Origin of the sequence: Duganella sp. OV510 (assembly GCF_900100205.1) — a bacterium.
Lineage (GTDB): Bacteria > Pseudomonadota > Gammaproteobacteria > Burkholderiales > Burkholderiaceae_D > Rugamonas.
Map to the genome: position 1 here is coordinate 388,971 of NZ_FNEQ01000005.1, position 20,019 is coordinate 408,989.

At 64.5% G+C, this 20,019-nt stretch carries 17 protein-coding genes; 7 read left to right on the top strand and 10 right to left on the bottom strand.

Going from position 1 to position 20,019, the window contains the following annotated elements:
• The first annotated feature begins 12 nt into the window (after positions 1–12).
• Positions 13–2,862 carry a bifunctional diguanylate cyclase/phosphodiesterase gene (locus tag BLS51_RS16255; RefSeq protein WP_090183678.1) on the top strand — a complete coding sequence of 950 codons (2,850 nt, stop codon included), beginning with the start codon at positions 13–15 and terminating at the stop codon, positions 2,860–2,862.
• Here BLS51_RS16255 and BLS51_RS16260 read toward each other — a convergent pair.
• Together BLS51_RS16260 and ptsJ are read right to left on the bottom strand one after the other, a co-directional pair.
• The gene (locus BLS51_RS16260; protein ID WP_090184630.1) at positions 2,780–3,355 is read right to left on the bottom strand and encodes an SET domain-containing protein; all 576 of its coding nucleotides are present in this window, start codon (positions 3,353–3,355) and stop codon (positions 2,780–2,782) included. The genes BLS51_RS16255 and BLS51_RS16260 overlap by 83 nt on opposite strands.
• Before the next feature lie 82 nt (positions 3,356–3,437).
• A complete protein-coding gene (ptsJ, locus tag BLS51_RS16265; RefSeq protein ID WP_090183676.1) occupies positions 3,438–4,727 on the bottom strand; it encodes a MocR-like B6 salvage transcription factor PtsJ in 1,290 nt (429 codons plus the stop codon).
• A 65-nt stretch (positions 4,728–4,792) separates the two neighbouring features.
• Here ptsJ and BLS51_RS16270 point away from each other — a divergent pair, with 65 nt between their 5' ends.
• Both BLS51_RS16270 and BLS51_RS16275 read left to right on the top strand, forming a co-directional pair.
• Positions 4,793–5,686: a dihydrodipicolinate synthase family protein gene (locus BLS51_RS16270; protein WP_090183674.1), complete on the top strand. Its 894-nt coding sequence runs from the start codon at positions 4,793–4,795 to the stop codon at positions 5,684–5,686.
• Entirely contained in the window at positions 5,683–6,897 is a 1,215-nt protein-coding gene (locus BLS51_RS16275) for an MFS transporter (RefSeq protein WP_090183671.1), read from the top strand. The genes BLS51_RS16270 and BLS51_RS16275 overlap by 4 nt, the downstream gene beginning before the upstream one ends.
• Here the strand turns inward: BLS51_RS16275 and BLS51_RS16280 are convergent.
• Together BLS51_RS16280 and BLS51_RS16285 are read right to left on the bottom strand one after the other, a co-directional pair.
• Complete coding sequence (locus BLS51_RS16280; protein WP_090183668.1) at positions 6,878–7,147, bottom strand: KTSC domain-containing protein; 270 nt, start codon at positions 7,145–7,147, stop codon at positions 6,878–6,880. The two genes, BLS51_RS16275 and BLS51_RS16280, sit on opposite strands and share 20 nt — an antisense overlap.
• Before the next feature lie 11 nt (positions 7,148–7,158).
• On the bottom strand, positions 7,159–8,196 hold the full coding sequence (locus tag BLS51_RS16285) for a LacI family DNA-binding transcriptional regulator (protein WP_090183666.1): 1,038 nt from the start codon (positions 8,194–8,196) through the stop codon (positions 7,159–7,161).
• A gap of 140 nt (positions 8,197–8,336) precedes the next feature.
• Between BLS51_RS16285 and gudD the strand changes: the two genes are divergently transcribed.
• Positions 8,337–9,680, top strand: a complete 1,344-nt coding sequence (gene gudD, locus BLS51_RS16290) for a glucarate dehydratase (protein WP_090183664.1) — start codon at positions 8,337–8,339, stop codon at positions 9,678–9,680.
• Between the two features lie 28 nt (positions 9,681–9,708).
• A complete protein-coding gene (locus BLS51_RS16295) occupies positions 9,709–11,019 on the top strand; it encodes an MFS transporter (RefSeq protein WP_090183661.1) in 1,311 nt (436 codons plus the stop codon).
• Here the strand turns inward: BLS51_RS16295 and BLS51_RS16300 are convergent.
• The gene (locus BLS51_RS16300; RefSeq protein WP_090183659.1) at positions 11,000–12,103 is read right to left on the bottom strand and encodes an alpha/beta hydrolase; all 1,104 of its coding nucleotides are present in this window, start codon (positions 12,101–12,103) and stop codon (positions 11,000–11,002) included. The genes BLS51_RS16295 and BLS51_RS16300 overlap by 20 nt on opposite strands.
• Entirely contained in the window at positions 12,100–12,567 is a 468-nt protein-coding gene (locus BLS51_RS16305; RefSeq protein ID WP_090183657.1) for an acyl-CoA thioesterase, read from the bottom strand. Before BLS51_RS16305 ends, BLS51_RS16300 begins: the two co-directional genes overlap by 4 nt.
• 120 nt (positions 12,568–12,687) lie before the next feature.
• On the opposite strand from BLS51_RS16305, the gene BLS51_RS16310 reads away from it, so the two are divergent.
• Together BLS51_RS16310 and BLS51_RS16315 are read left to right on the top strand one after the other, a co-directional pair.
• On the top strand, positions 12,688–14,007 hold the full coding sequence (locus tag BLS51_RS16310; RefSeq protein ID WP_090183654.1) for a M16 family metallopeptidase: 1,320 nt from the start codon (positions 12,688–12,690) through the stop codon (positions 14,005–14,007).
• Positions 14,008–14,011: 4 nt separating this feature from the next.
• Positions 14,012–15,430 (top strand): M16 family metallopeptidase, encoded by a 1,419-nt coding sequence (locus BLS51_RS16315; RefSeq protein ID WP_090183650.1) that lies wholly within the window; start codon positions 14,012–14,014, stop codon positions 15,428–15,430.
• Positions 15,431–15,480: 50 nt separating this feature from the next.
• On the opposite strand, the gene BLS51_RS16320 is transcribed toward BLS51_RS16315, so the two are convergent.
• The 4 genes from BLS51_RS16320 to BLS51_RS29730 all read right to left on the bottom strand — a co-directional run bounded on the left by BLS51_RS16320 (position 15,481) and on the right by BLS51_RS29730 (position 19,982).
• Positions 15,481–18,927 carry a response regulator gene (locus BLS51_RS16320; RefSeq protein ID WP_090183647.1) on the bottom strand — a complete coding sequence of 1,149 codons (3,447 nt, stop codon included), beginning with the start codon at positions 18,925–18,927 and terminating at the stop codon, positions 15,481–15,483.
• Between the two features lie 78 nt (positions 18,928–19,005).
• Complete coding sequence (locus BLS51_RS16325) at positions 19,006–19,371, bottom strand: hypothetical protein (RefSeq protein ID WP_090183645.1); 366 nt, start codon at positions 19,369–19,371, stop codon at positions 19,006–19,008.
• A gap of 105 nt (positions 19,372–19,476) precedes the next feature.
• Positions 19,477–19,617, bottom strand: a complete 141-nt coding sequence (locus tag BLS51_RS29725) for a hypothetical protein (RefSeq protein ID WP_175472595.1) — start codon at positions 19,615–19,617, stop codon at positions 19,477–19,479.
• Positions 19,618–19,817: 200 nt separating this feature from the next.
• Positions 19,818–19,982 (bottom strand): hypothetical protein, encoded by a 165-nt coding sequence (locus tag BLS51_RS29730; protein WP_175472584.1) that lies wholly within the window; start codon positions 19,980–19,982, stop codon positions 19,818–19,820.
• Positions 19,983–20,019 lie beyond the last annotated feature (37 nt).

The window sequence follows — 20,019 nt, forward strand, 5'->3', positions numbered from 1 at the left end:
GGAAAGCGCGTCATGTCGTCCTCCCGCAAGTCGTCCCGCATCTCGCTGGCGGCCATCCTCACCCTGCTGACCGGTTGCGCCGTCACCAGCCTGCTGTTTGTCGCCGTCAGCGCGCTGGAATACAGCAAGATGGAACTCAGCTACCAGCAGCGCGGCCACATGCGCGCGGCCGCCATCCGCCGTGGCATGGACGATACGCTGGAACTGGTAACCATCATCAACAGCCTGTTCAAGTCGGTCGGCCCGGTCAGCCGCGAACAGTTCGCCAGCTTCAGCCGGCCGCTGCTGGAACGCTATCCGTTTGTGCAAGCCTTCAATTTCCAGCGCGTCATGAATGGCGAGCAGGCACGCCAGCACCAGGACGCCATGCAGCGCCTGTATGCGGGCTACCGGCTGCACGACGGCGGCGGCCAGCCGCTGGCGGTGCGGCCCCAGCACATCATCGTCGATTACCTGGAGCCGCTGGAAGGCAACGAAGCCGCCTTCGGCCTCGACGTCGCCTCGCTGCCGGTGATGGCGCGCGCCATCGCCGATGCGGTCGATCATGCCCAGCCGCGCACCACGCCGCTGCTGCGGCTGGAACAGGAGCGCGACGGGCAGCAAGGCTTTGTCATGATGATGCCGGTCTACCGCGACGGCGCCGAACCCGGTACGCTGGAGCAGCGGCGCGCAGCCTGGCTGGGCAACACCGGCGCGGTCATCCGTTCGACCGACCTGATCCAGAAGATCCTGCTGGCCGCCGACCTGCTGGACGACCCGGAACTGATGCTGCAGGTCTACATCGGCGATGATATGCGCGCGACCAATCTGGTCTACAGCCGTGGCGAGCCGGCCGCCGAGGCGCCAGCGCCGCATGCGTTGCAGCGCTGGCTGGCGTTCGACTACCGCGAACCGTATGTGCGTACCTTCAGCGCCGCCGGCAAGTCCTGGCATGTGCAGGTGACGCCGCTGCCGCGCCCCTTCCTGCCTCATCACCTGGGCTCGCTATCGACGCTGCTGGGCGGACTGCTGTTCTCGCTGCTGACGGCAGCCTTCGTCAATTCGCTGGCGCGGCGCTCGGTGCGGGTGCAGCGGCTGGTCGACGAGCGCACCGCCGCGCTCAAGCTCAGCAATGAGCAACTGGCCGAGGATGTCGCCGCGCGCAAGCGCACCGAGGAAGCGTTGCAGGAGAGCGAGCACCGCTTCCGCCGCCTGCTGGCGCTGTCATCGGACTGGTACTGGGAGCAGGACGAGCAATTCCGTTTCACCAATATCACCGGCGGCTTCTTCGACAAGGGCAAGCAGGACCCGCAGCTATTCCTCGGCAAGACCCGCTGGGAGTCGCATCCCGAACGATGGGACAACCGCTGGGGCCGCGAACACCAGGCGGCGCTGGAAGCGCATATGCCCTTCACCAACCTCGAATACTCGCTGACCGGGCTGGACGGCCAGACCCACTGGTTCACCAGCAGCGGCGAGCCGGTATTCGACCGTAGCGGGAAGTTCCGTGGCTACCGTGGCACCGGCACCGAGATCACCGAGCGCAAGGAAGCGGAACAGCGCATCCAGCACATCGCCCATCACGACGTGCTGACCGGCCTGCCCAACCGCGTGCTGTTGCAGGACCGGCTGGCGCAGGCAGTGGCGTTTGCCAACCGCAGCGGGCGGCCGCTGTGGGTGATGCTGATCGACCTCGACCGCTTCAAGTTCGTCAACGACAGCATGGGCCACAAGGCCGGCGACCTGCTGCTGAAGACAGTGGCGCAGCGCTTGCAGGATAGCGTGCGCGACAGCGACACTGTGGCGCGGCTGTCGGGCGACGAGTTTGTTGCCATCCTGACCGAATCGCCGCAACAGGCGCTGTCGGCCGAGGTGGCGCAGCGCATCATGCGTGCCGTCACCCAGCCGGTCATGCTGGAGGGTAAGGAATTCTTCGTCACCTGCTCGATCGGCGTGGCGGTGTATGGCGCCGATGGCACGTCGGCGCAGCGCCTGATCGAGCACGCCGACATCGCCATGTACCGCGCCAAGAAGCTGGGCCGCAACAATACCCAGTTCTACGAGCCGGCCATGAATGAGGAAGCGCGCGAGCGGCTACGCATCGAGAGCGCGCTGCGCAACGCCGTCGAACGCCAGGAATTCGTGCTGCACTACCAGCCGCAGGTGGACCTGCAAAGCGGCCGCGTGGTTGGTGTCGAAGCACTGCTGCGCTGGCAGCATCCGGAACTGGGCATGGTGGCGCCGGCCCGCTTCATTGCGCTGGCCGAGGAAACCGGTTTGATTGTCGAGATCGGCGCGTGGGTGTTGCGCACTGCGTGCGCGCAGGCGCGGGCCTGGCAGGACGCCGGCATGGGCGCGCTGCGGGTGGCGGTCAACCTGTCGCCACGCCAGTTCAGCGAGCCGCAGTTGCTGGCCTCGATCGACGAGGTGCTGCGCCAGACCGGTCTGCCGCCGAGCTGCCTCGACATCGAAGTGACCGAGGGCCTGTTCATGCACGATGTGACACAGGCGGTGGAGCTGCTGCACAAGCTGAAAGCGCTGGGACTGGCCTTGTCGATCGACGATTTCGGCACCGGCTATTCCAGTTTTTCCTACCTGCGCCATTTCCCCATCGACGTGCTGAAGATCGACCGTTCCTTCATCAGCGATATCAGCGATGGCGACGAGGCCGCCATTGTGGTGTCCATCATCGCGCTGGCGCACAACCTCAAGCTGCGCGTCATTGCCGAGGGCGTGGAAACCGAAACCCAGCTCGACTACCTGCGCCGTCACGGCTGCGACGAAATCCAGGGCTATTACTTCAGCCCGCCGCTGCCGGCTGCGGCGTTTGAACAACTGCTGCAACAGGGACAAACTCTGCCATCGGTGCCGGCGCTGGCTTAGGCTTGCGCTTGCGCGGCTTGGGCGCCAGCATGGTGCCGCTGCAATTGGCGGCGCCGCAACGGCAGGCGAAGGCGCGCTTGATGGCCGGCGTGTGGCGGCCCTCGTAGATCAGCGGGTAGGAATAGCTGAGCTCTTCGTCGGCGCGGATGTCGTGCAGCGCGTAGATGAAGATGCGGCCGTCTTCTTCCTCCATGGCTTCACAATTCGGCTCACAGGAATGGTTGATGTAGCGCGCTTCGTTGCCGTGGTCGCCGCCGTCGATGACGTTGCCGTTGGCCAGACTGAAGAAGAAGGTGTGGTTGTGCGGCCCACCCTGGATCTCGGCGCGGATCTGCGCCTCTTCCCAGGTGATTTCGCGGCCGGCGTATTCAACGACGCGTTCGCCGGGAGCGATGTCGCGCTGGGCGAACACGCCGTTGCCGTGAACCGCCGAGCGTTCAACGCGGTAGGCGGGCAATGCTTCGGTGGCTGATGGGAGACTGGCTTCGGACATGGCAATCACGATGGTCAAGAACCGTTGGATTAAACCACATTTTGCGGCGTGCATGAACGCCGCACGTTAGAAAACATAAATATTACAAACATGACTTGAGGTCCAGCGCCAGCTGCCGCGCCTGCGTCTCTTCCAGATGAGAAATAGTAATGCGGATCGCCTGCGACTGTGCCTGCACATCGTAGGCGCTGCCGAGCCGCACCAGCCAGCCTTTCTTTGCCATCGCGTAAGCGACGTCGCGGGCATCGCGCGTCACGGGAATCCACACGTTGAGGCCGCCGGATGGACGCGGCAGGACAATGCCTTGTGCGCGCAGCGCCTGATGCAGCGCGTCGCGCCGGGCGGCGTAGGCAATCCGGGCGGCCTCGACCTGCCGGTGCACCGGCTCCGACGCCAGGCAGGCAGCCACCATCGCCTGCAGGATACGGCTGACCCAGGTCATGCCGGGCGCCAGCCGGGTGCGCAGGCGGGCGGCGGTGTCGGCATCACAGGCGACGAAAGCCAGCCGCAGGTCCGGCCCCAGCGCTTTCGACACCGACCGCACCAGCGCCCAGCGCGCGGTGGCGGCGGGAATGACGTTGTGGTACGGCGTATCGGCCAGCAGCGCGAAGTGGTCGTCGACAATGACCAGTACATTCGGGTGGACCGCCAGCACGCGCTTCAGCTCGTCGGCGCGACGCTTGCTGAGGCTGCAACCGGTCGGATTGTTCGAGCGTGGCGTCAGCAGCACGGCACGCGCGCCGTCTTCCAGCGCGCGCGCCAGCGCCTGCGGCTGCATGCCTTCATCATCGATCGGCACACCGACCGCCTGCATGCCACTCAGGCGCAGCGCGTTGATGGTGCCGAGGAAAGCCGGATCTTCCACCGCCACCTTGTCGCCGGGCACCAGCTGCGCCACCGCCAGCCGCTCGATGGCGTCGACCGCGCCGTTGGTCAGTTCCAGTTCCCATTTGGCCGGGCAGTCGGGCGTGAACCAGGCGTGCGCCCAGTCGCGCAGCTCGGGCAGAATGGTGTCTTCGCCGTAGACGTAGCGCTTCAGCGGGCGGCCGGCCAGCAGCGGGGCGATATCGGGCAGCCAGTCGGCATTCGGATTGCCGTGGGCGACGTCGGCCAGCGGGGTGTCGGCGCTGAGCCCTTCCTGCTCGCCGGCGCGCTGCGGCATGCGGATGGTGGTGCCCAGGCGGCCCTGGGAGACGGCGATGCCGGCCTTGGTCAGGCGTTGATAGGCGGCGGCCACGGTATTGCGGTTGACGCCCAGCGTCTCGGCCAGTTCACGCACGGGCGGCAAGGCGTCGCCAGGCTGGTAGTGGCCGTCCTGCACCAGGGCGCGGATGCTGTCGGCGATGTCGATGGCGGTGCTTCCAGAGATCATTTGACTTTGTCCTAGGACATAATTTAGTATGTACCAGACATTTTAACTGATCGTCTGGAGCTTCCATGTTTACTGGCCTTAGCGCGTTTCCCATTACTCCCCTGAACGAAACCAGCGTGCAGGAGGCGGATTACGGCGGGCTGGTGCGGCGGCTGGCAGCGGCCGGGGTGGATTCCATCGGTGCGCTTGGCTCGACCGGGGTGTATGCCTATCTGGGCCGCGAGGAGCGCGCGCGGGTGACGCGGCTGGCGGTCGAGCATGCGGATGGCGTGCCGGTGATGGCCGGCATCGGCGCCTTGCGCACCCGCGATGTGCTGTTGCTGGCGGAGGATGCGCAGCGGGCCGGCGCCAGCGCGCTGCTGTTGGCGCCGATGGCCTATCACGCGCTGAATGCGGACGAGGTGTGCGGCCTGTTTGCAGCGGTGTCGCGGGCGGTGTCGGTGCCGGTGTGCGTGTATGACAATCCAGGCACCACGCGCTTTGATTTCAGCGATGAGCTGCATGGGCGCATTGCCCAGTTGCCGCATATTGCGTCGATCAAGATTCCAGGCGTGCCGGCCGATCCGCTGGCGGCGGCCGAACGGGTGGCGCGTTTGCGGGCGATGGTGCCGGCGTCGGTCAGCATCGGCGTCAGCGGCGACAAGTATGCATCCACCGGATTGAGCGCGGGCTGCGAGGTGTGGTACTCGGTCATTGGCGGCATTTTCCCGCAGACGGCGCTGGCGATCACGCGTGCGGCGCAAGCCGGCGATGCGACCAGGGCGGCAGCACTGTCGGCGCGGCTGCAACCGTTATGGGAACTGTTTGGCAAATATAACGGCAGCCTGCGCGTGATCGCTGCCGCCGCCGGGCTGATGGGCCTGGCGCAGCAACCTTGCCTGCCCCTGCCACTGCAAGCCATCAGCGGTGCCGACCGCGAATACCTCGCCAGCCTGATCGACACGCTGGACCTGGCATGACAAGCACCGCGCCGTGCTCGCCAGCGCCGGCTGCGCCCAGCCAGGCGGCGCGGAGTGGGCTGGCGCGCTATGTGGCGGCGGCGTCATTGGCGCGGATGGCTGATGGCGGTGCGGTGGTTGCGGTGGTGCTGTTGGCAACCACGCGCGGCGATGGCGGTGGCACGGCCGGCTTGCTGGGCGCCTGCCTGACAGCGCCGCATCTGCTCGGCCCCTTCGTCGCGCGCCGCATCGACCTTGCCGACGACGGCGGCAAAGTCATCGCCACCGCCTGCGTGCTGTACGCCGTCGCGCTGGCAGTGGCCATCGCCAGCTACGGCCAAGTGCCGCTGGCGCTCACCGGATTGCTGCTGGCCCTGGCCGGCCTGTGCGGCCCGCTACTGACCGGCGGCATCAGCACCCGCCTGCCTGCCATCGCCGGCACCCATCAGCAAACGCTGCGCCGCGCCCAAGGCTGGGACGTCGCCACCTACGGCATTGGCGGCACCGTCGGCCCTTCCATCGTCGCCGCCGTCTCGGCCTGGGCAACACCAGCGCTGGCCGCGTACTGCCTGGCCATCGCCACCTTCCTGGCCGCATGGCTGGTGATGCGCCTGCCATATGCCGCGCCCGCGCACGGCGGCAACCCGCAGCAAGTGCCAGGAGCGCTGCGCACCATCGCCCTGATTGGCCGCGATGCACAACTGCGCCGCACCTTGTATATGACCGTGCTGGTCGCCTTCAGCATGGCCGCCCTGCCGATCACCGCCGTGCAAATGACCGTCACGCTCGGCATCCCGGTCGCCAGCGCGGCAGCCATGACGGCAGCCTATGGCATCGGCAATCTGAGCGGCTCGATCGGCATCATGCTGCGCCCGCTGCGCGGCAGCCCCGACCGGCTGATGACCGTGCTGGCCGGCTGCGCGATGCTCGGCCTGTGCGGCATCCTGCTGAGTCCCGGCTGGCGCACGATGGTGGCAATGTTCTGGATTGCCGGCACGCTGAACGCATTCTTTTTCGCCGCCACGCTGGCGGCACGCACCGAATACGCACCGCCCCAAGCACGCGGCCAGATTTTCCTGTGGGTGGCGGCGCTGAAAATCACCGCCGGCTCGGCCGGCACCGCAGCCGCCGGTGCGCTGACCGGCTGGGACGCACGCGCCCCGCTGCTCGCTGGCGTCCTGCTGATCGGCATGGCGGTACTGCTAAGCAGCTTTACTCGCCGGGCGACTTGAACAGGTCTTCGAGGTCGGCGCGGGTGGTCGGCTTGCGCACCACGCCACGGCGGCCGGTGTATTCCTCTTCGATATTGTCGCGGTAATAGCTCCATGCCGCGCCCGAGGTCGACAACTTGCGCCACACCTCATTGCCGACGCCGGAATAATCGATGGCGCTGCCGTCGTCGAATTCGACCCGCAGCAGCTTGTCGCGCGGATCGTAACCGATGGCCCGCAGCTTGCCCGCGTTGATGCGTTTCATTTCCATGCTGGCCTCCCTTATGTGCTGCCGCGCTGCACGAACTGGAAACCGGTGTCGGTCAGGCTGGCCACCGCCTTGCCTTCCAGCCGGTCCAATATCGCTTGCGCTGCCATACGTCCGATATTAGCCCCATCCACGCGCACAGTCGATAGCGGCGGATAAGTATGCGCGGCAAAATTCAGGTCGCCGAAGCCGACCACCGCCAGTTGCTGCGGCACTTGCAGGCCACGTTCGATGGCCTCGGTCAGCACGCCATGCGCCAGCGTGTCCGAGCTGCACACCACGGCGTCAATGTCCGGCTGGCCAGCCAGCAACGCCGCCAGGCCCTGACGCCCCAGCGCGAAGGTCGATGGCAGCGGCATCACCTGCAACGCCGCCACTTCAACGCCGTGCTTGGCCAGCCCGGCCTGCAAGCCCTGGTTGCGGCGCGCCGCACGCGGGTCCTGCACCGCCAGGATGGCGATACGCCGGTAGCCGCGCTGCAGCAGGTGCTGGGCGATCGCATGGCCCACGTCCTCATGCGAGAAACCAACCATCATGTCCACCGGTGACGGCGTCAAATCCCAGGTCTCCACCACCGGCACCTGTGCCGCCTGCAAGCGCCGCCGCGTGCTATCGGTATGCAGCGAGCCGGTCAGGATGACGCCGTCTGGACGGCGGCTGAGAATCGTCTCGACCAGCAGTTCCTCGCGCCATGCCTCGTAGCTGGACAGCCCCAGCATCACCTGATACCCGGCCGCCGTCAGCTGGTCGCTGGCCGCCTGCACCATGTCGGCGAAGATCGGCGTCGAAATGGTCGGCAGCACCAGCGACACCAGCTTGCTGCGTGCCGACGCCAGCGCACCCGCCATCATGTTTTTGACGTAGCCGGTCTGCGCCACCGCCGCCTGCACCTTGGCCACGGTATTCGGGCGCACCAGTTGCGGCTGGTTCAGCGCGCGCGACACGGTGATCGGCGACACGCCTGCCACCTTGGCGACATCGGCCAGCGTGGCGCCGCTGACGGGCAACTCGCCATCGGCGGTGCGCAAGCTGCGGATCTGGGTCTTTTCCATGGCAATGATGATAAACGTTGATGTGCAATGATGATATCACACATCATTTTCTATCATTTACAAAACAGGATTTCTCTTGATATTGCTGCTTTTCAGGACTACCATGCAAATGAAAGCGCAATCATTTATCAGGAGACACCATGACCCAAGCCCTTTCCAACACGCCACGCATCGTTGACGTTCGCGTGATCCCCGTCGCCGGCCGCGACAGCATGCTGCTGAACCTCAGCGGCGCCCACGGTCCCTACTTCACCCGCAACCTGGTGATCCTGAAAGACAGCGCAGGCAATACCGGTGTCGGCGAAGTGCCAGGGGGCGAGAAAATCCGCCAGACGCTGGAAGACGCCCGCCCGCTGCTGCTGGACCAGCCGATCGGCAACTACAACGCCCTGCTCAACGCCGCCCGCGCCGCGTTTGCCGACCGTGATTCCGGCGGCCGGGGCCTGCAAACCTTCGACCTGCGCATCGCCATCCACGCCATCACCGCGCTGGAAGCTGCGCTGCTCGACCTGGTCGGCAAATTCCTCGGCGTGCCGGTGGCCGCGCTGCTCGGCGAAGGCCAGCAGCGCAAGGAAGTGGAAATGCTCGGCTATCTGTTCTACATCGGCGACCGCAACGTCACCGACCTGCCGTATGCCGGCGTGCCGGACGATGCCAGCGACAACTGGACCCGCATCCGCACCGAGCAAGCCGTGACGCCGGAAGCCGTGGTGCGCCTGGCCGAAGCCGCCTATGAACGCTATGGCTTCAACGACTTCAAGCTGAAAGGCGGCGTGTTCCGGGGCGAAGAAGAAATCGAAGCGGTCACCGCCATCCACGAGCGCTTCCCGCAAGCGCGCGTCACGCTGGACCCGAACGGCGGCTGGCTGCTGAAAGACGCGATCCGCCTGTGCCGCGACAAGGGCGATGTGCTGGCCTACGCCGAAGACCCGTGCGGCGCCGAGAACGGTTATTCGGGCCGCGAAGTGATGGCCGAATTCCGCCGCGCCACCGGCCTGCTGACCGCCACCAATATGGTCGCCACCGACTGGCGTGAAATGCGTCACGCGATCCAGCTGCAATCGGTCGACATCCCGCTGGCCGATCCGCACTTCTGGACCATGCAAGGCTCGGTGCGCGTGGCGCAGATGTGCCACGAATGGGGCCTGACCTGGGGCTCGCACTCGAACAACCACTTCGACGTCTCGTTGGCCATGTTCACCCACGTGGCCGCCGCGGCGCCGGGCAACATCACCGCCATCGACACCCACTGGATCTGGCAGGACGGCCAGTACCTGACCAGCAACCCGCTGCAGATCAAGGGCGGCATGGTGCAGGTGCCGACCGCGCCGGGTCTGGGCGTGGAGCTGGACATGGACGCCGTCGAAGCAGCCCACCACCTGTACAACAACATGGGACTGGGCGCGCGCGACGACGCGGTGGCCATGCAGTTCCTGATACCCGGCTGGAAGTTCAATAACAAGATGCCTTGCATGGTGCGCTAACAACAACAAGAAATAGCAGGAGACCACGATGAATACCACAGCAAGCACCACAGCGGGCGGCGACGCCGGCGCCGCCCCATCCGTCCTCGACACGGCCGTCAGCAAGGTCAAGTGGCGCATCCTGCCACTGTTCGTGGTGATGTTTATTGCCAATTACATTGACCGCGTCAACATCGGCTTTGTCCGTTCGCATCTGGAAAAAGACCTCGGCATCGGCGCCGCGGCGTTCGGCTTCGGCGCCGGCGTGTTCTTTCTCGCCTACGCGCTGTTCGAGGTGCCGTCCAACATCCTGCAACAGCGCTTCGGCGCCAAGGCCTGGCTGACCCGCATCATGGCCAGCTGGGGCGTGGTCGCCACCGGCATGGCCTTCGTGCAGGGCGAGATGTCGTTCTACGTGATGCGTTTCCTGCTGGGCGTGGCCGAAGCAGGCTTCTTCCCTGGCGTGGTTTACTACTTCACGCAATGGCTGCCGAACCGAGAGCGCGGCAAGGCCATGGCCATCTTCCTCAGCGGCTCGGCGCTGGCGTCGGTGATGTCCGGCCCGCTGTCCGGCGCGCTGCTGTCGATCGACGGCGGCGGCTTCCATGGCTGGCAGTGGATGTTCATGATCGAAGGCCTGGCCTCGGTGGCGCTGTGCTTCGTGGTGTGGTTCTTCCTCGACTCGAAGGTAGAAGATGCCAAGTGGCTGAGCAATGAGGAACGCCAAGCGCTGGCCACCGTGATCGCGGCCGAGAAGAAGGAGCGCGATGCCAAAAAGCCGGCGCACGCCAGCATGTTCACGCTGCTGAAAGACTCGCGCATCGCCTTGTTCTGCTTCATTTACTTCGCGATCCAGCTGACCATCTACGGCGCCACGTTCTGGCTGCCCAGCATCATCAAGAAGATGGGCCAGTTCACGGAATTCCAGGTCGGGCTGTTCAACTCGATTCCGTGGATGATCTCGATTGCAGCCATGTATATGTTTGCCACGCTGGCGCAGAAGTATCGCCATCAGCAGGCATGGGTGGCGGTGGCATTGCTGGTGGCGGCGTGCGGCATGTTCGCCTCCACCACCGGCGGCCCGGTGTTCGCGTTTGTGGCAATCTGCTTTGCCGGTATCGGCTTCAAGGCGGCATCGTCGCTGTTCTGGCCGATCCCGCAAGGCTACCTGGACAGCCGCATCGCGGCGGCCGTGATCGCACTGATTAACTCGCTGGGCAACCTGGGCGGCTTCGTGGCGCCCGCCACCTTCGGCTACCTGGAGCAGAAGACCGGCTCGATCCAGGGCGGCCTGTACGCACTGGCGGCAACGTCGGTGGTGGCGGCGGGCCTGGTGTTCTTCACTCGCCGCAGCAAGTAGCGGTAGCAGGCGGCGCTTCCCTGGACAGGGGGCGCACATATTCAAGCAGGCTCACCAGCATCTTGCCCGGTTCCTCAAACTGCACCAGATGCGCTGAGTGCTCGAACCACACTGCCTTTTTGTAGGGCGCGCTCACCTTTGCCAGCCAGGCATCGGTGGGCTGGGACGGCGTCGTGTAATCGTGCCGTCCCATGAACATCACCACCGGCACCGGGAACTGCGTGACCGGCTTGAAGTCCACTTCCAGCCACTCCTTCAGCACGCGTTCCAGCGTCAGCAGGCTGCCCTGGTCGATCGCCTTGACGGCGGCATCGTCGTACTCCGGCGACAGTAGCGGTGCGTTGAAGTAGTAAGCGAAATCGCCGCGATACGCCGCCAGTCCGCCATAGTGCTGCGCCCAGGTGCGCTCCTTGACGATGCGCTCGCGGGTAATCGGCGTATTGCCCGGATACGGCGCGATCGACTCCAGCTCCTGGATGGCCTTCTGGTTATTTTCCTTGCGCGCCTGCGCCAGGGCAAAGTCGAAGCTGACCTTCTCGTTATCCAGCATGCTGATCACCTGGCCGATGCCGACATACGCATGGAACAATTCCGGATGCGCCAGCACCGCACGCATGCCCACCACCGTGCCCCAGCTATGGCCGACCAGGATCACCTTGCGCTTGCCATAGCGTTTGGACATCGCCTGCGCGATCTCCACCGCATCGTCGACAAACTGGCCGATGCGCAAGGTCGGCCGTACCGCGTCGGCATCGTTCGCCAGATAGCTGCGGCCGGCGCCGCGCTGGTCATAGTTGACCACGGTGAAATATTCTTCCAGCGGACGCTGGTACATCCACATGGTCGGCGCACTGGGTGAAGCCGGCCCGCCGTGAATAAACAGCAGCACGGGATTGCTGCGGTCCTGCCCGCGCGTGTAGATCCACTGGTCGATGCCGCCAACGCGCAGCTTGAACGTCTCCTGCACGCCGTTCGGCGCGACGATGCGGCTGACATCGCCGATAATCTCGCGCCCGCCTGGTGGCGCGGCCACGGCCAGCGCCCCGGCGCTGGCCAGCATGACAGCAAGCGCGAGGTGTTTCATTGCTTGCGGTTCCCGTGCACCATCTGGCGCGCCTGCTTGCGCAGCAGCGCCTGTTCCCAGCGCTGCTTCTGCTCCTCGGTTTCCGCTACCAGCGCAGGCACCTTGACCGGCTTGCGATCCTTGTCCACCGCCACCATGGTGAAATAGCAGCTGTTGGCGTGACGCACCAGGCGCTGCTGGATGTTCTCGGTCACCACGCGGATGCCGACTTCCATCGAGGTGTTGCCGGTGTAGTTGATCGACGCCAGGAACGTCACCAGTTCGCCGACGTGAATCGGCTGCAAGAACATCACCTGGTCGACCGACAGCGTGACCACATAGCTGCCGGAATAACGGCTGGCGCAGGCATAGGCGACGCTATCGAGGTATTTCAGGATGGTGCCGCCGTGGACATTGCCTGAGAAATTCGCCATATCCGGGGTCATCAACACGGTCATGCTCAGTTCATGCTCGACCCAGTTCATTGGTTTTTCCATTGGTATTGCTCCTGGTTGTAGTTGTCACCATGCTAGCCGCTAACCTTGCCATTCGCAAATACTTGTCGAAAAGTTGTATGCTTTGCGCTTATCTTCAAAGGAGCGCTCATGAAATGGAAAGTTCTGGCCGCCAGCGTTGTGCTGGGCCTGGCCGCCGCTACCGCGCAAGCGGCAGTCAGCGCCGATCAGGTGCAGACCTTCACGCTGTCCAACGGCATGAAATTCATCGTGCTGGAATCGCACAGCATCCCCAACGCCAATATGTACACCTTCTGGAAGGTCGGCTCGCGCAATGAGGCGCCCGGCATCACCGGCCTGTCGCACTTCTTTGAACACATGATGTTCAACGGCTCGAAAAACTTCGGTCCGAAAATGTTCGACCGCACCATGGAAGCCAAGGGCGGCTCCAACAATGCCTATACGTCCAACGACCTGACCGTGTATCAGGACTGGTTCCCGGCCTCGTCGCTGGAAACCATCTTCACGCTGGAAAGCGACCGCATCGCCCACCTGAACATCGATCCGAAGATGGTCGCCAGCGAGCGTGGCGTGGTGCTATCGGAGCGCAGCACTGGTCGCGAGAACTCGAATTTCCGCGTGCTGTGGGAAGAAGTCACCAGCGTGGCGTTCACCGCCCACCCGTATCAATGGTCGGTGATCGGCCACGAATCGGACATCAAGGCCTGGACCCAGCAAGACCTGGAAAGCTACTTCCGCACCTACTACGCGCCGAACAACGCAGTGGCGGTGGTGGTCGGCGACGTCAAGGCCGACGAGGTGAAGAAACTGGCCACCAAGTATTTCGGCGCCATTCCGAAACGCGCGCTGCCGCCGGCGGTGCGCACCGTCGAACCGCCGCAGACCGGCGAAAAACGCGTGTTCGTCACCAAGGAATCGGCCACCTCGCCGAATCTGATCATCGCCTACAAGATCCCGCAAGCCAACAATCCCGACTACTACGCGCTGGACGTGCTACAAAGCCTGATGGCCGATGGCAAAACTTCGCGCCTGTACAAGGCGCTGGTGGAAAACCAGCTGGCGACGCAGGTGAATGCCAGCGGCATGCGCGGCTTCGATCCGGGCCTGCTGTCGCTGAGTGCGGTGGCGGCCGCCAAGATTGATCCGGCGCTGCTGGAAAAGGCGCTGCTGGCCGAAGTGGACAAGCTGGTCAAGGATGGTATCAGCAACGAGGAACTGCAAAAGGTCAAGAACCAGAAGCTGGTCAACCTGTACCGCGAGCAGGAAACCATCAACGGCAAGGCGCACCAGCTGGGCTTGTACGAAGTATTCTTCGGCGGCTACCAGAAAATGTTCGACGCCCCTGCCGCCTATGAAAAACTGACGCCGGCCGACATCCAGAACGTCGCCGCCAAATACCTGAAGAAATCGCAGCGCACGGTTGGCGTGCTGGCCGCGAAGGAGGACTGATCACATGACGCTTATCATCCAAACTGCCGGCCGCCCTGCCGTTGCCATCGTTGCTGCCGCGCTGGCCAGCGCGTTGTGCGCTGCCGGTCCGGCGCAGGCCGCCGAATTCCGCCTGCCTGCGTTCGACACCATCACCTTGCAGAACGGCCTGACCGTGTACCTGATGGAACGCCACGAAGTGCCGCTGATCTCGGTGCGTGCCGTGATCAAGGCCGGCGCCGTCAACGACGACCAACAAGCCGGCCTGTCCAACCTGACCGGCGACGCGCTGCTGCTTGGCACCACCGCGCACGACAAGGCCGCCATCGACCAGGCCTTCGACTACCGTGGCGCCCGGCTGGCCGGCGGCGCAGGCACCGAAGCCAGCACCGTGCAAGCCAACTTCGCCAAGGCCGACACGGCCGCATTGCTGCCGCTGTTTGCAGAAATCGTCCAGCAGCCAAGCTTCAACGACGCCGAGCTGGGCAAGCTGCGCGAGCGCAAGATCAGCGGCATCAAGCAAGCCAAGGAAGCGCCGCGCAACGTGGTGCAGACCTACTACCGCGCCATGCTGTTCGGCGACAGCCCGTATGGCATTCCCGCCAGCGGCACCGTCAGCAGCCTCGGCGCGCTGAAACAGGGCGACGTGCGGCGCTACTACCAGCAATACTACCGGCCGGACAACGCCGCCATCATCGTCGTTGGCGACTTCCAGAAAAGCGCGATGCGCCAGCAGATCGAAGCGCTGTTCGGCGCCTGGAAAGCCAGCGGCCCGGCGCTGGCATTGCAGGACAATGGCAAGGTCAGCGCCGACAAGGCGCGCGTCCTGCTGGTCAACAAACCGGACGCGATCGAAACCACCTTCCTGATTGGCGGCGCTGGTATCGCCCGCAACGACCCGGACTACGTGCCGCTGCAAGTGATCAACACAGTGCTGGGCGGCCGCTTCACCTCGTGGCTGAATGACGAGCTGCGGGTGAACTCCGGCCTGACGTACGGCGCCAACAGCAGCTTCAGCACCTTATCGCAGACCGGCACCTTCGCCATCAGCAGCTTCACCGCGCTGCCGAAGACCGAAGCGGCGCTGGCGCTGGCGCACAAGACCTACCAGCGGCTGTGGGACCAGGGCATCGACAAGGCCACTTTGGAATCGGCAAAGGCCTACGTCAAAGGCCAGTTCCCGCCGCGCTACGAAACCAGCGAACAGCTGGCCGGCCTGCTGGGCGAGATGTACGCCAACCAGGTCGGGCGCGAACAGATCGACAACTTCACCAAATCGGTAGACAGCCTGACGCCGGAGAAGGCCAAAGCGCTGGTCGACAAACACTTCCCGCGCCAGCACCTGCAAACCGTGCTGATCGGCAAAGCCGACACCATCCGCGCCATCGCCAAGCAATACGGCGACGTCACCGAAATCGACATCACCGCCGACGGCTTCCGCTAAAACCCGGGGTCAGTTCTGCCAAACGTACACGGGCTCTACCGTAGCGACTGCTACGGTAGAGCCCGTGTACGTTTGGCAGAACTGACCCCGGATAGGAGTCGCTGGATGTCGGCGGCGACGCCGGGGCAGGCTTGCAGCACCGGGTCGAGTGCGGACCAGGCGCCGGTGTCGTCCTTTAACGCGCGCTCGGCTTGCTGGCTGAGGATGGCCAGGCGGTCGGCGCCGACCGTGCCGGCCAGGCCTTTTAGCGTGTGCAGCGCCGGCAAGGCGGCGGCCAGGTTCTGGTCGTTGCGCGCGGCCGCCAGTTGCGCCGCCAGCTTTTCAGCTTCGTCGATGAAGCTGCGCAAGGCGATCAGGTAGACGGATTCGAGCCCTCCCAGCCGCTTCAGCGCAGCGGCGCTGTTCAGGCCAGCCGGTGGTAATGCGATGGCGGCATCCGCTGGTGCGGCGCGGACCGGGGCCGGCGCTTCAGTCGCCGACGTGGCTGCCAGCGAGCCGCCGTCACGGCGCGCATGTCTCAGGATGACTTCGATCAGCTGGTCGAGGTCGAACGGCTTGCCGATATGGTCGACCATGCCCGCTTCCAGCGCGGCAATGCGGTCCGAGGCCATGGCGTTGGCGGTCATCGCGACAATCGGCGGCGTCGCCTTGCCCAGCTTGGCCTGGATGGCGCGCGTGGTCTGGTAGCCGTCCATTTCCGGCATCTGGATGTCCATCAGCAGCAGGTCGGCCAGCGGCCCGGCGCGCGACACCACGGCCAGCGCCATCTGCCCCGAGCTGGCCACTTCCACCTGCGCCCCTTCATTGCTGAGCAGCTCGCTGGCGACCTGCTGGTTGGCCGGATTGTCATCCACCAGCAGCAGCCGCAAGCCGGCCAGCCGGCGCAGCGATGGCGCCAGCGCTGTTTCCAGCGGCTTGCGGTGCTCCAGCCGCGCATCCGCCACCGCGTCGAACAGCATCGAGGCGGTGACCGGCTTGACCACGAAACCATCCAGCACCGGCGTGATTTCCTGCTGCCGCTGCGCCAGCACCTCGCGGTCGTGCGCGGTGACCATGACGATCAGCGGCATCTTGGCCCGCGGCGTCAGCTGGCGGATGCGGCGGCTGGTTTCCCAGCCGTCCAGCGACGGCATGCGCCAGTCGATGAACACCACGTCATACGCCTTGCCGCGGCCGATCTGCGCGGCGATCGCGTCCAGCGCCTCGTAGCCGCCGGCGGCGATGTCGACCCGCCAGCCGAACGAGGCCGCCATTTCGCGCAGCACGGTGCGCGCCACCGGGTTGTCGTCCACCACCAGGCAGGACAGGCCGCGCATCTGTGCATCCTGCAGCGGCAAGGCGGTCACCGGCACCACGTCCGGCTGTTCGCTGGAAACGCCGAAATCGACCGCGAAATCGAAGACGCTGCCCTGCCCCACCTCGCTGACCACGCGCAGCGTGCCGCCCATCATGCGCACCAGCCGCTGGCTAATCGCCAGTCCCAAGCCGGTGCCGCCGAAGCGGCGCGCGGTCGAGGCCTCGGCCTGCGAGAAACCGTCGAAGATATGCTCGCACTGCTCGGGCGCGATGCCGATGCCGGTGTCGCGGATGGCAAACGCCACCGACAGCGTGGTGGCCGTCTGCGCCACCAGCTGCGCCGACACAACCACCTCGCCGCGCTCGGTGAATTTGATGGCGTTGCCGGCCAGATTCAGCAGGATTTGCTGCAAGCGCAGCGCATCGCCAACCACCATCGCCGGCAGCGCCGGGTCAACCCGGAACAGCACTTCGATATTCTTGTTGCCGACATTCGCCGACAGGATCACCGCCAGGTCGCGCCACAGCTTGTCCATGCGGAATGGATGCGGGTCGAGCGCCAGCTTGCCGGCCTCCACCTTCGAGAAGTCCAGCACATCGTTCAGCAGGCCAAGCAAGGCACTGGCCGCCGCGTGCGCCTTGTCGACATAGTCCTGCTGGCGTCCGCTCATGCTGGTCTGACGCAACAGTTGCAGCATGCCCAGCACGGCGTTCATCGGCGAGCGGATTTCGTGGCTCATGTTGGCAACAAAGTCGGACTTGGCGCGGCCTGCATTGTCGGCCGCCTCCTTGGCTTGCAACAGCGCATCGTGCGCGGTGCGCAGCTCAGTGCTGTCGGTGCTGCTGCCGACCCAGCTGATGATGGCGCCGCTGGCGTCTTTCTGCGGCAGCGCGTGATTGTCGAAGATACGCCACACGCCGTCGTGGCGGCGCAGCCGGCAGTCGCAGCGGAACTCGTCGCCGTCGGCCAGCGCACGCTCGCGGGCGGCGGCGATCACCGGCAGGTCGTCCGGATGGATCACCCGCGACCAGTCGCCGTCGGCCATCAGCTGCGCGGACGGCGTGCCGCTGAAGCTTTCCCAGTGATGGCTCATGAAATCGATGCGCAGCGACGGCAAGGCGGTCCACACCATCTGCGGCAAACCCTCGGTCAGCGAGCGCCAGCGCGATTCCGACGCGGTCAGCTGCGCCAGCGACTGCTGCAGCGCCTGGTCGGCCTCGCCCAGCGCGGTCAGCGTCTGGTATTGCTGCCGCAGGTTGAAGCGCACGCCCATCAGCAGCACTACCGACAGGCCGATCAACAGCACCAGGAAGATCGAGGCGTTGCGGATTTCCTTGTACCACGGCGCCAGAAAATCGTCGCTGGCCAGCCCCACCACCACATACACCGGATAGGCGCCCACCTTCTCCACGCTGAGACTGCGCTCGCGCTGGTCGCGCGGGCTGACCACGGTGTAACTGGCGCTGCGCTGCTTGCCGTCGAGGATGGCCTGGGTGGCCGGATTGATCTTGATAGTGCTGCCGAACTTCATGTCAGCGGCTTCCGGGTAACGGTGCAGCACCCGCTTCCTGTCGTCCATCAGCACGATGGCGCCATGCTGGCCGATGTTCAGCCCGGAGAATGCTTCGGTGATCTGCGAGCTGTTCATCAGCACGTAGGCGGCGCCGCCAAACGTGCCGTCCGGCAGCGTCAGCGGATAGGCCAGCGGCAGCACCCATTCATTGGTGATGCGCGACTGCACCGGGATGCCGAAGATCAGCTCATGCTCGTTCTGCGCACGGGTAAAGAATTCGCGGATGGTCAGGTCTTGCGGCCGTTGCAGGTCGATCTGTTCGCCGTAGATCACCATGCCGGCACGGTTGGCGCCGCGCACCGCCTGCGCGTGCGGCATGCGCTCCTTCAGCCCGCGCAGATAGGCGCTGAACTGCTCGTCGGAGAAGCGCCGCTGCGCGTGCATGGCGCGGAATTCCTGGTCGGCGCGGCGCATCGCCAGGTCCACTTCCTGGAAATGCGACTGCATGAAGTTTTCCAGAGAAATGGCGAGGTTGTGCGAGGTTTCCTCGGCCGCCGCATAGTAGCGCAGCCGGCTCTGGTTGAGCACGTGCGCGACGAAGATGCATACGATCAGCAATACCACCACCACAGCCGTCACCAGCACGCGGAATAATTTGCGGATCTTTTGCAGCGTGTTGAATCTCATAGCCAAGGATGGAATCGTCTTGCTGTGTTATTGGCCATACAATACCGCAAAAAAAACGCTCCGTAGGAGCGTTTTCAATCAGAAACCTTGATTAGTGATGTCTTGCAGCGACTCGCGGCCTTTGTCGCTGAGTTCGAAGCCGCCGTCGGCGCGCTGCAATACATGGGATTTTTTGCCGAGGAACAGGGCGACATCGGCATCCAGCGTACTGCCCGGCTGGCCGGCCACCGTGCGCAGACCCAGCACGCAGCGGTGCAGGAAGATGGTTTGCTCGCCCTTGTCGGTCAGCGAGATGCGGCCGTTGTGGGCAATACTGATCAATTTGAGGCCGGACAGGCGCTTGCTGTTGCGGCCCACACAGGCGCTGACGCGATCACCCTTGATGCCGCGCTGGACTTCGTACAGGGCGTTATACTCGTCCTGCGTGAATTTTTCATTCTTCATTGCCATTTTTTCCATAAAAGACTGCTGCGGCCCTCATGGTACGCGCTCGCAGTCCCGGCGGCAAGGCAAGGCCCGGCCGCAGGCTGGCAATCAGGAGAAAAAAACTTATTGGAGAGCGCGGATCACCAGCCACACCAGGCCGATGCTGGCAAAGGCTGCTACGCAAATCACGGCTTGTACACGCTTCGTGCTCAGGGCAACACTGCGGCGACCGAGATAGATTTTGTTGTGTAAGGAATTACCCATGATGCTCTCCGTGAACAGAAACGTGACGACATGACTAAATTATAGGAACTCTTTCATTACCCCTGTGTGACGCTCAGCACAAATATTAAGTTATGTATCCGGCGAGCAACAACTGTCAGTTCGATAGAGAGCGTGGAACAAGAATACCGTCCGTTCCACGCAACGGACGGTGCGTTGGCGCACACAAGCGCAATCAAAAACTAGGTTTTGATAGGTGGTTTGCGCGGCGTCGGCTCCTCGATCGGGGCCTGTTCCGGCAGCGGTGTATTGTCCGGTGGCGGATCCTTTTCAGGCGGCGGTGGCGGCACTTCCGGATCGGGCGTAATGTGCGCGTGGCGCGGGATGTGGGTATCTGACTGGATCATGCGGCGTCCTCCTGTATGAACTTGATGTCAGTGTTGG

Coding starts and splice junctions, on each gene's coding strand:
- BLS51_RS16325 (WP_090183645.1), bottom strand. CDS start 19,371: ATGAAGAATGAAAAATTCACGCAGGACGAGTATAACGCCCTGTACGAA.
- BLS51_RS16320 (WP_090183647.1), bottom strand. CDS start 18,927: ATGAGATTCAACACGCTGCAAAAGATCCGCAAATTATTCCGCGTGCTG.
- BLS51_RS16305 (WP_090183657.1), bottom strand. CDS start 12,567: ATGAACTGGGTCGAGCATGAACTGAGCATGACCGTGTTGATGACCCCG.
- BLS51_RS16310 (WP_090183654.1), top strand. CDS start 12,688: ATGAAATGGAAAGTTCTGGCCGCCAGCGTTGTGCTGGGCCTGGCCGCC.
- ptsJ (WP_090183676.1), bottom strand. CDS start 4,727: ATGATCTCTGGAAGCACCGCCATCGACATCGCCGACAGCATCCGCGCC.
- gudD (WP_090183664.1), top strand. CDS start 8,337: ATGACCCAAGCCCTTTCCAACACGCCACGCATCGTTGACGTTCGCGTG.
- BLS51_RS16275 (WP_090183671.1), top strand. CDS start 5,683: ATGACAAGCACCGCGCCGTGCTCGCCAGCGCCGGCTGCGCCCAGCCAG.
- BLS51_RS16255 (WP_090183678.1), top strand. CDS start 13: ATGTCGTCCTCCCGCAAGTCGTCCCGCATCTCGCTGGCGGCCATCCTC.
- BLS51_RS16315 (WP_090183650.1), top strand. CDS start 14,012: ATGACGCTTATCATCCAAACTGCCGGCCGCCCTGCCGTTGCCATCGTT.
- BLS51_RS16285 (WP_090183666.1), bottom strand. CDS start 8,196: ATGGAAAAGACCCAGATCCGCAGCTTGCGCACCGCCGATGGCGAGTTG.
- BLS51_RS16300 (WP_090183659.1), bottom strand. CDS start 12,103: ATGAAACACCTCGCGCTTGCTGTCATGCTGGCCAGCGCCGGGGCGCTG.
- BLS51_RS16280 (WP_090183668.1), bottom strand. CDS start 7,147: ATGGAAATGAAACGCATCAACGCGGGCAAGCTGCGGGCCATCGGTTAC.
- BLS51_RS16260 (WP_090184630.1), bottom strand. CDS start 3,355: ATGTCCGAAGCCAGTCTCCCATCAGCCACCGAAGCATTGCCCGCCTAC.
- BLS51_RS29730 (WP_175472584.1), bottom strand. CDS start 19,982: ATGATCCAGTCAGATACCCACATCCCGCGCCACGCGCACATTACGCCC.
- BLS51_RS29725 (WP_175472595.1), bottom strand. CDS start 19,617: ATGGGTAATTCCTTACACAACAAAATCTATCTCGGTCGCCGCAGTGTT.
- BLS51_RS16295 (WP_090183661.1), top strand. CDS start 9,709: ATGAATACCACAGCAAGCACCACAGCGGGCGGCGACGCCGGCGCCGCC.
- BLS51_RS16270 (WP_090183674.1), top strand. CDS start 4,793: ATGTTTACTGGCCTTAGCGCGTTTCCCATTACTCCCCTGAACGAAACC.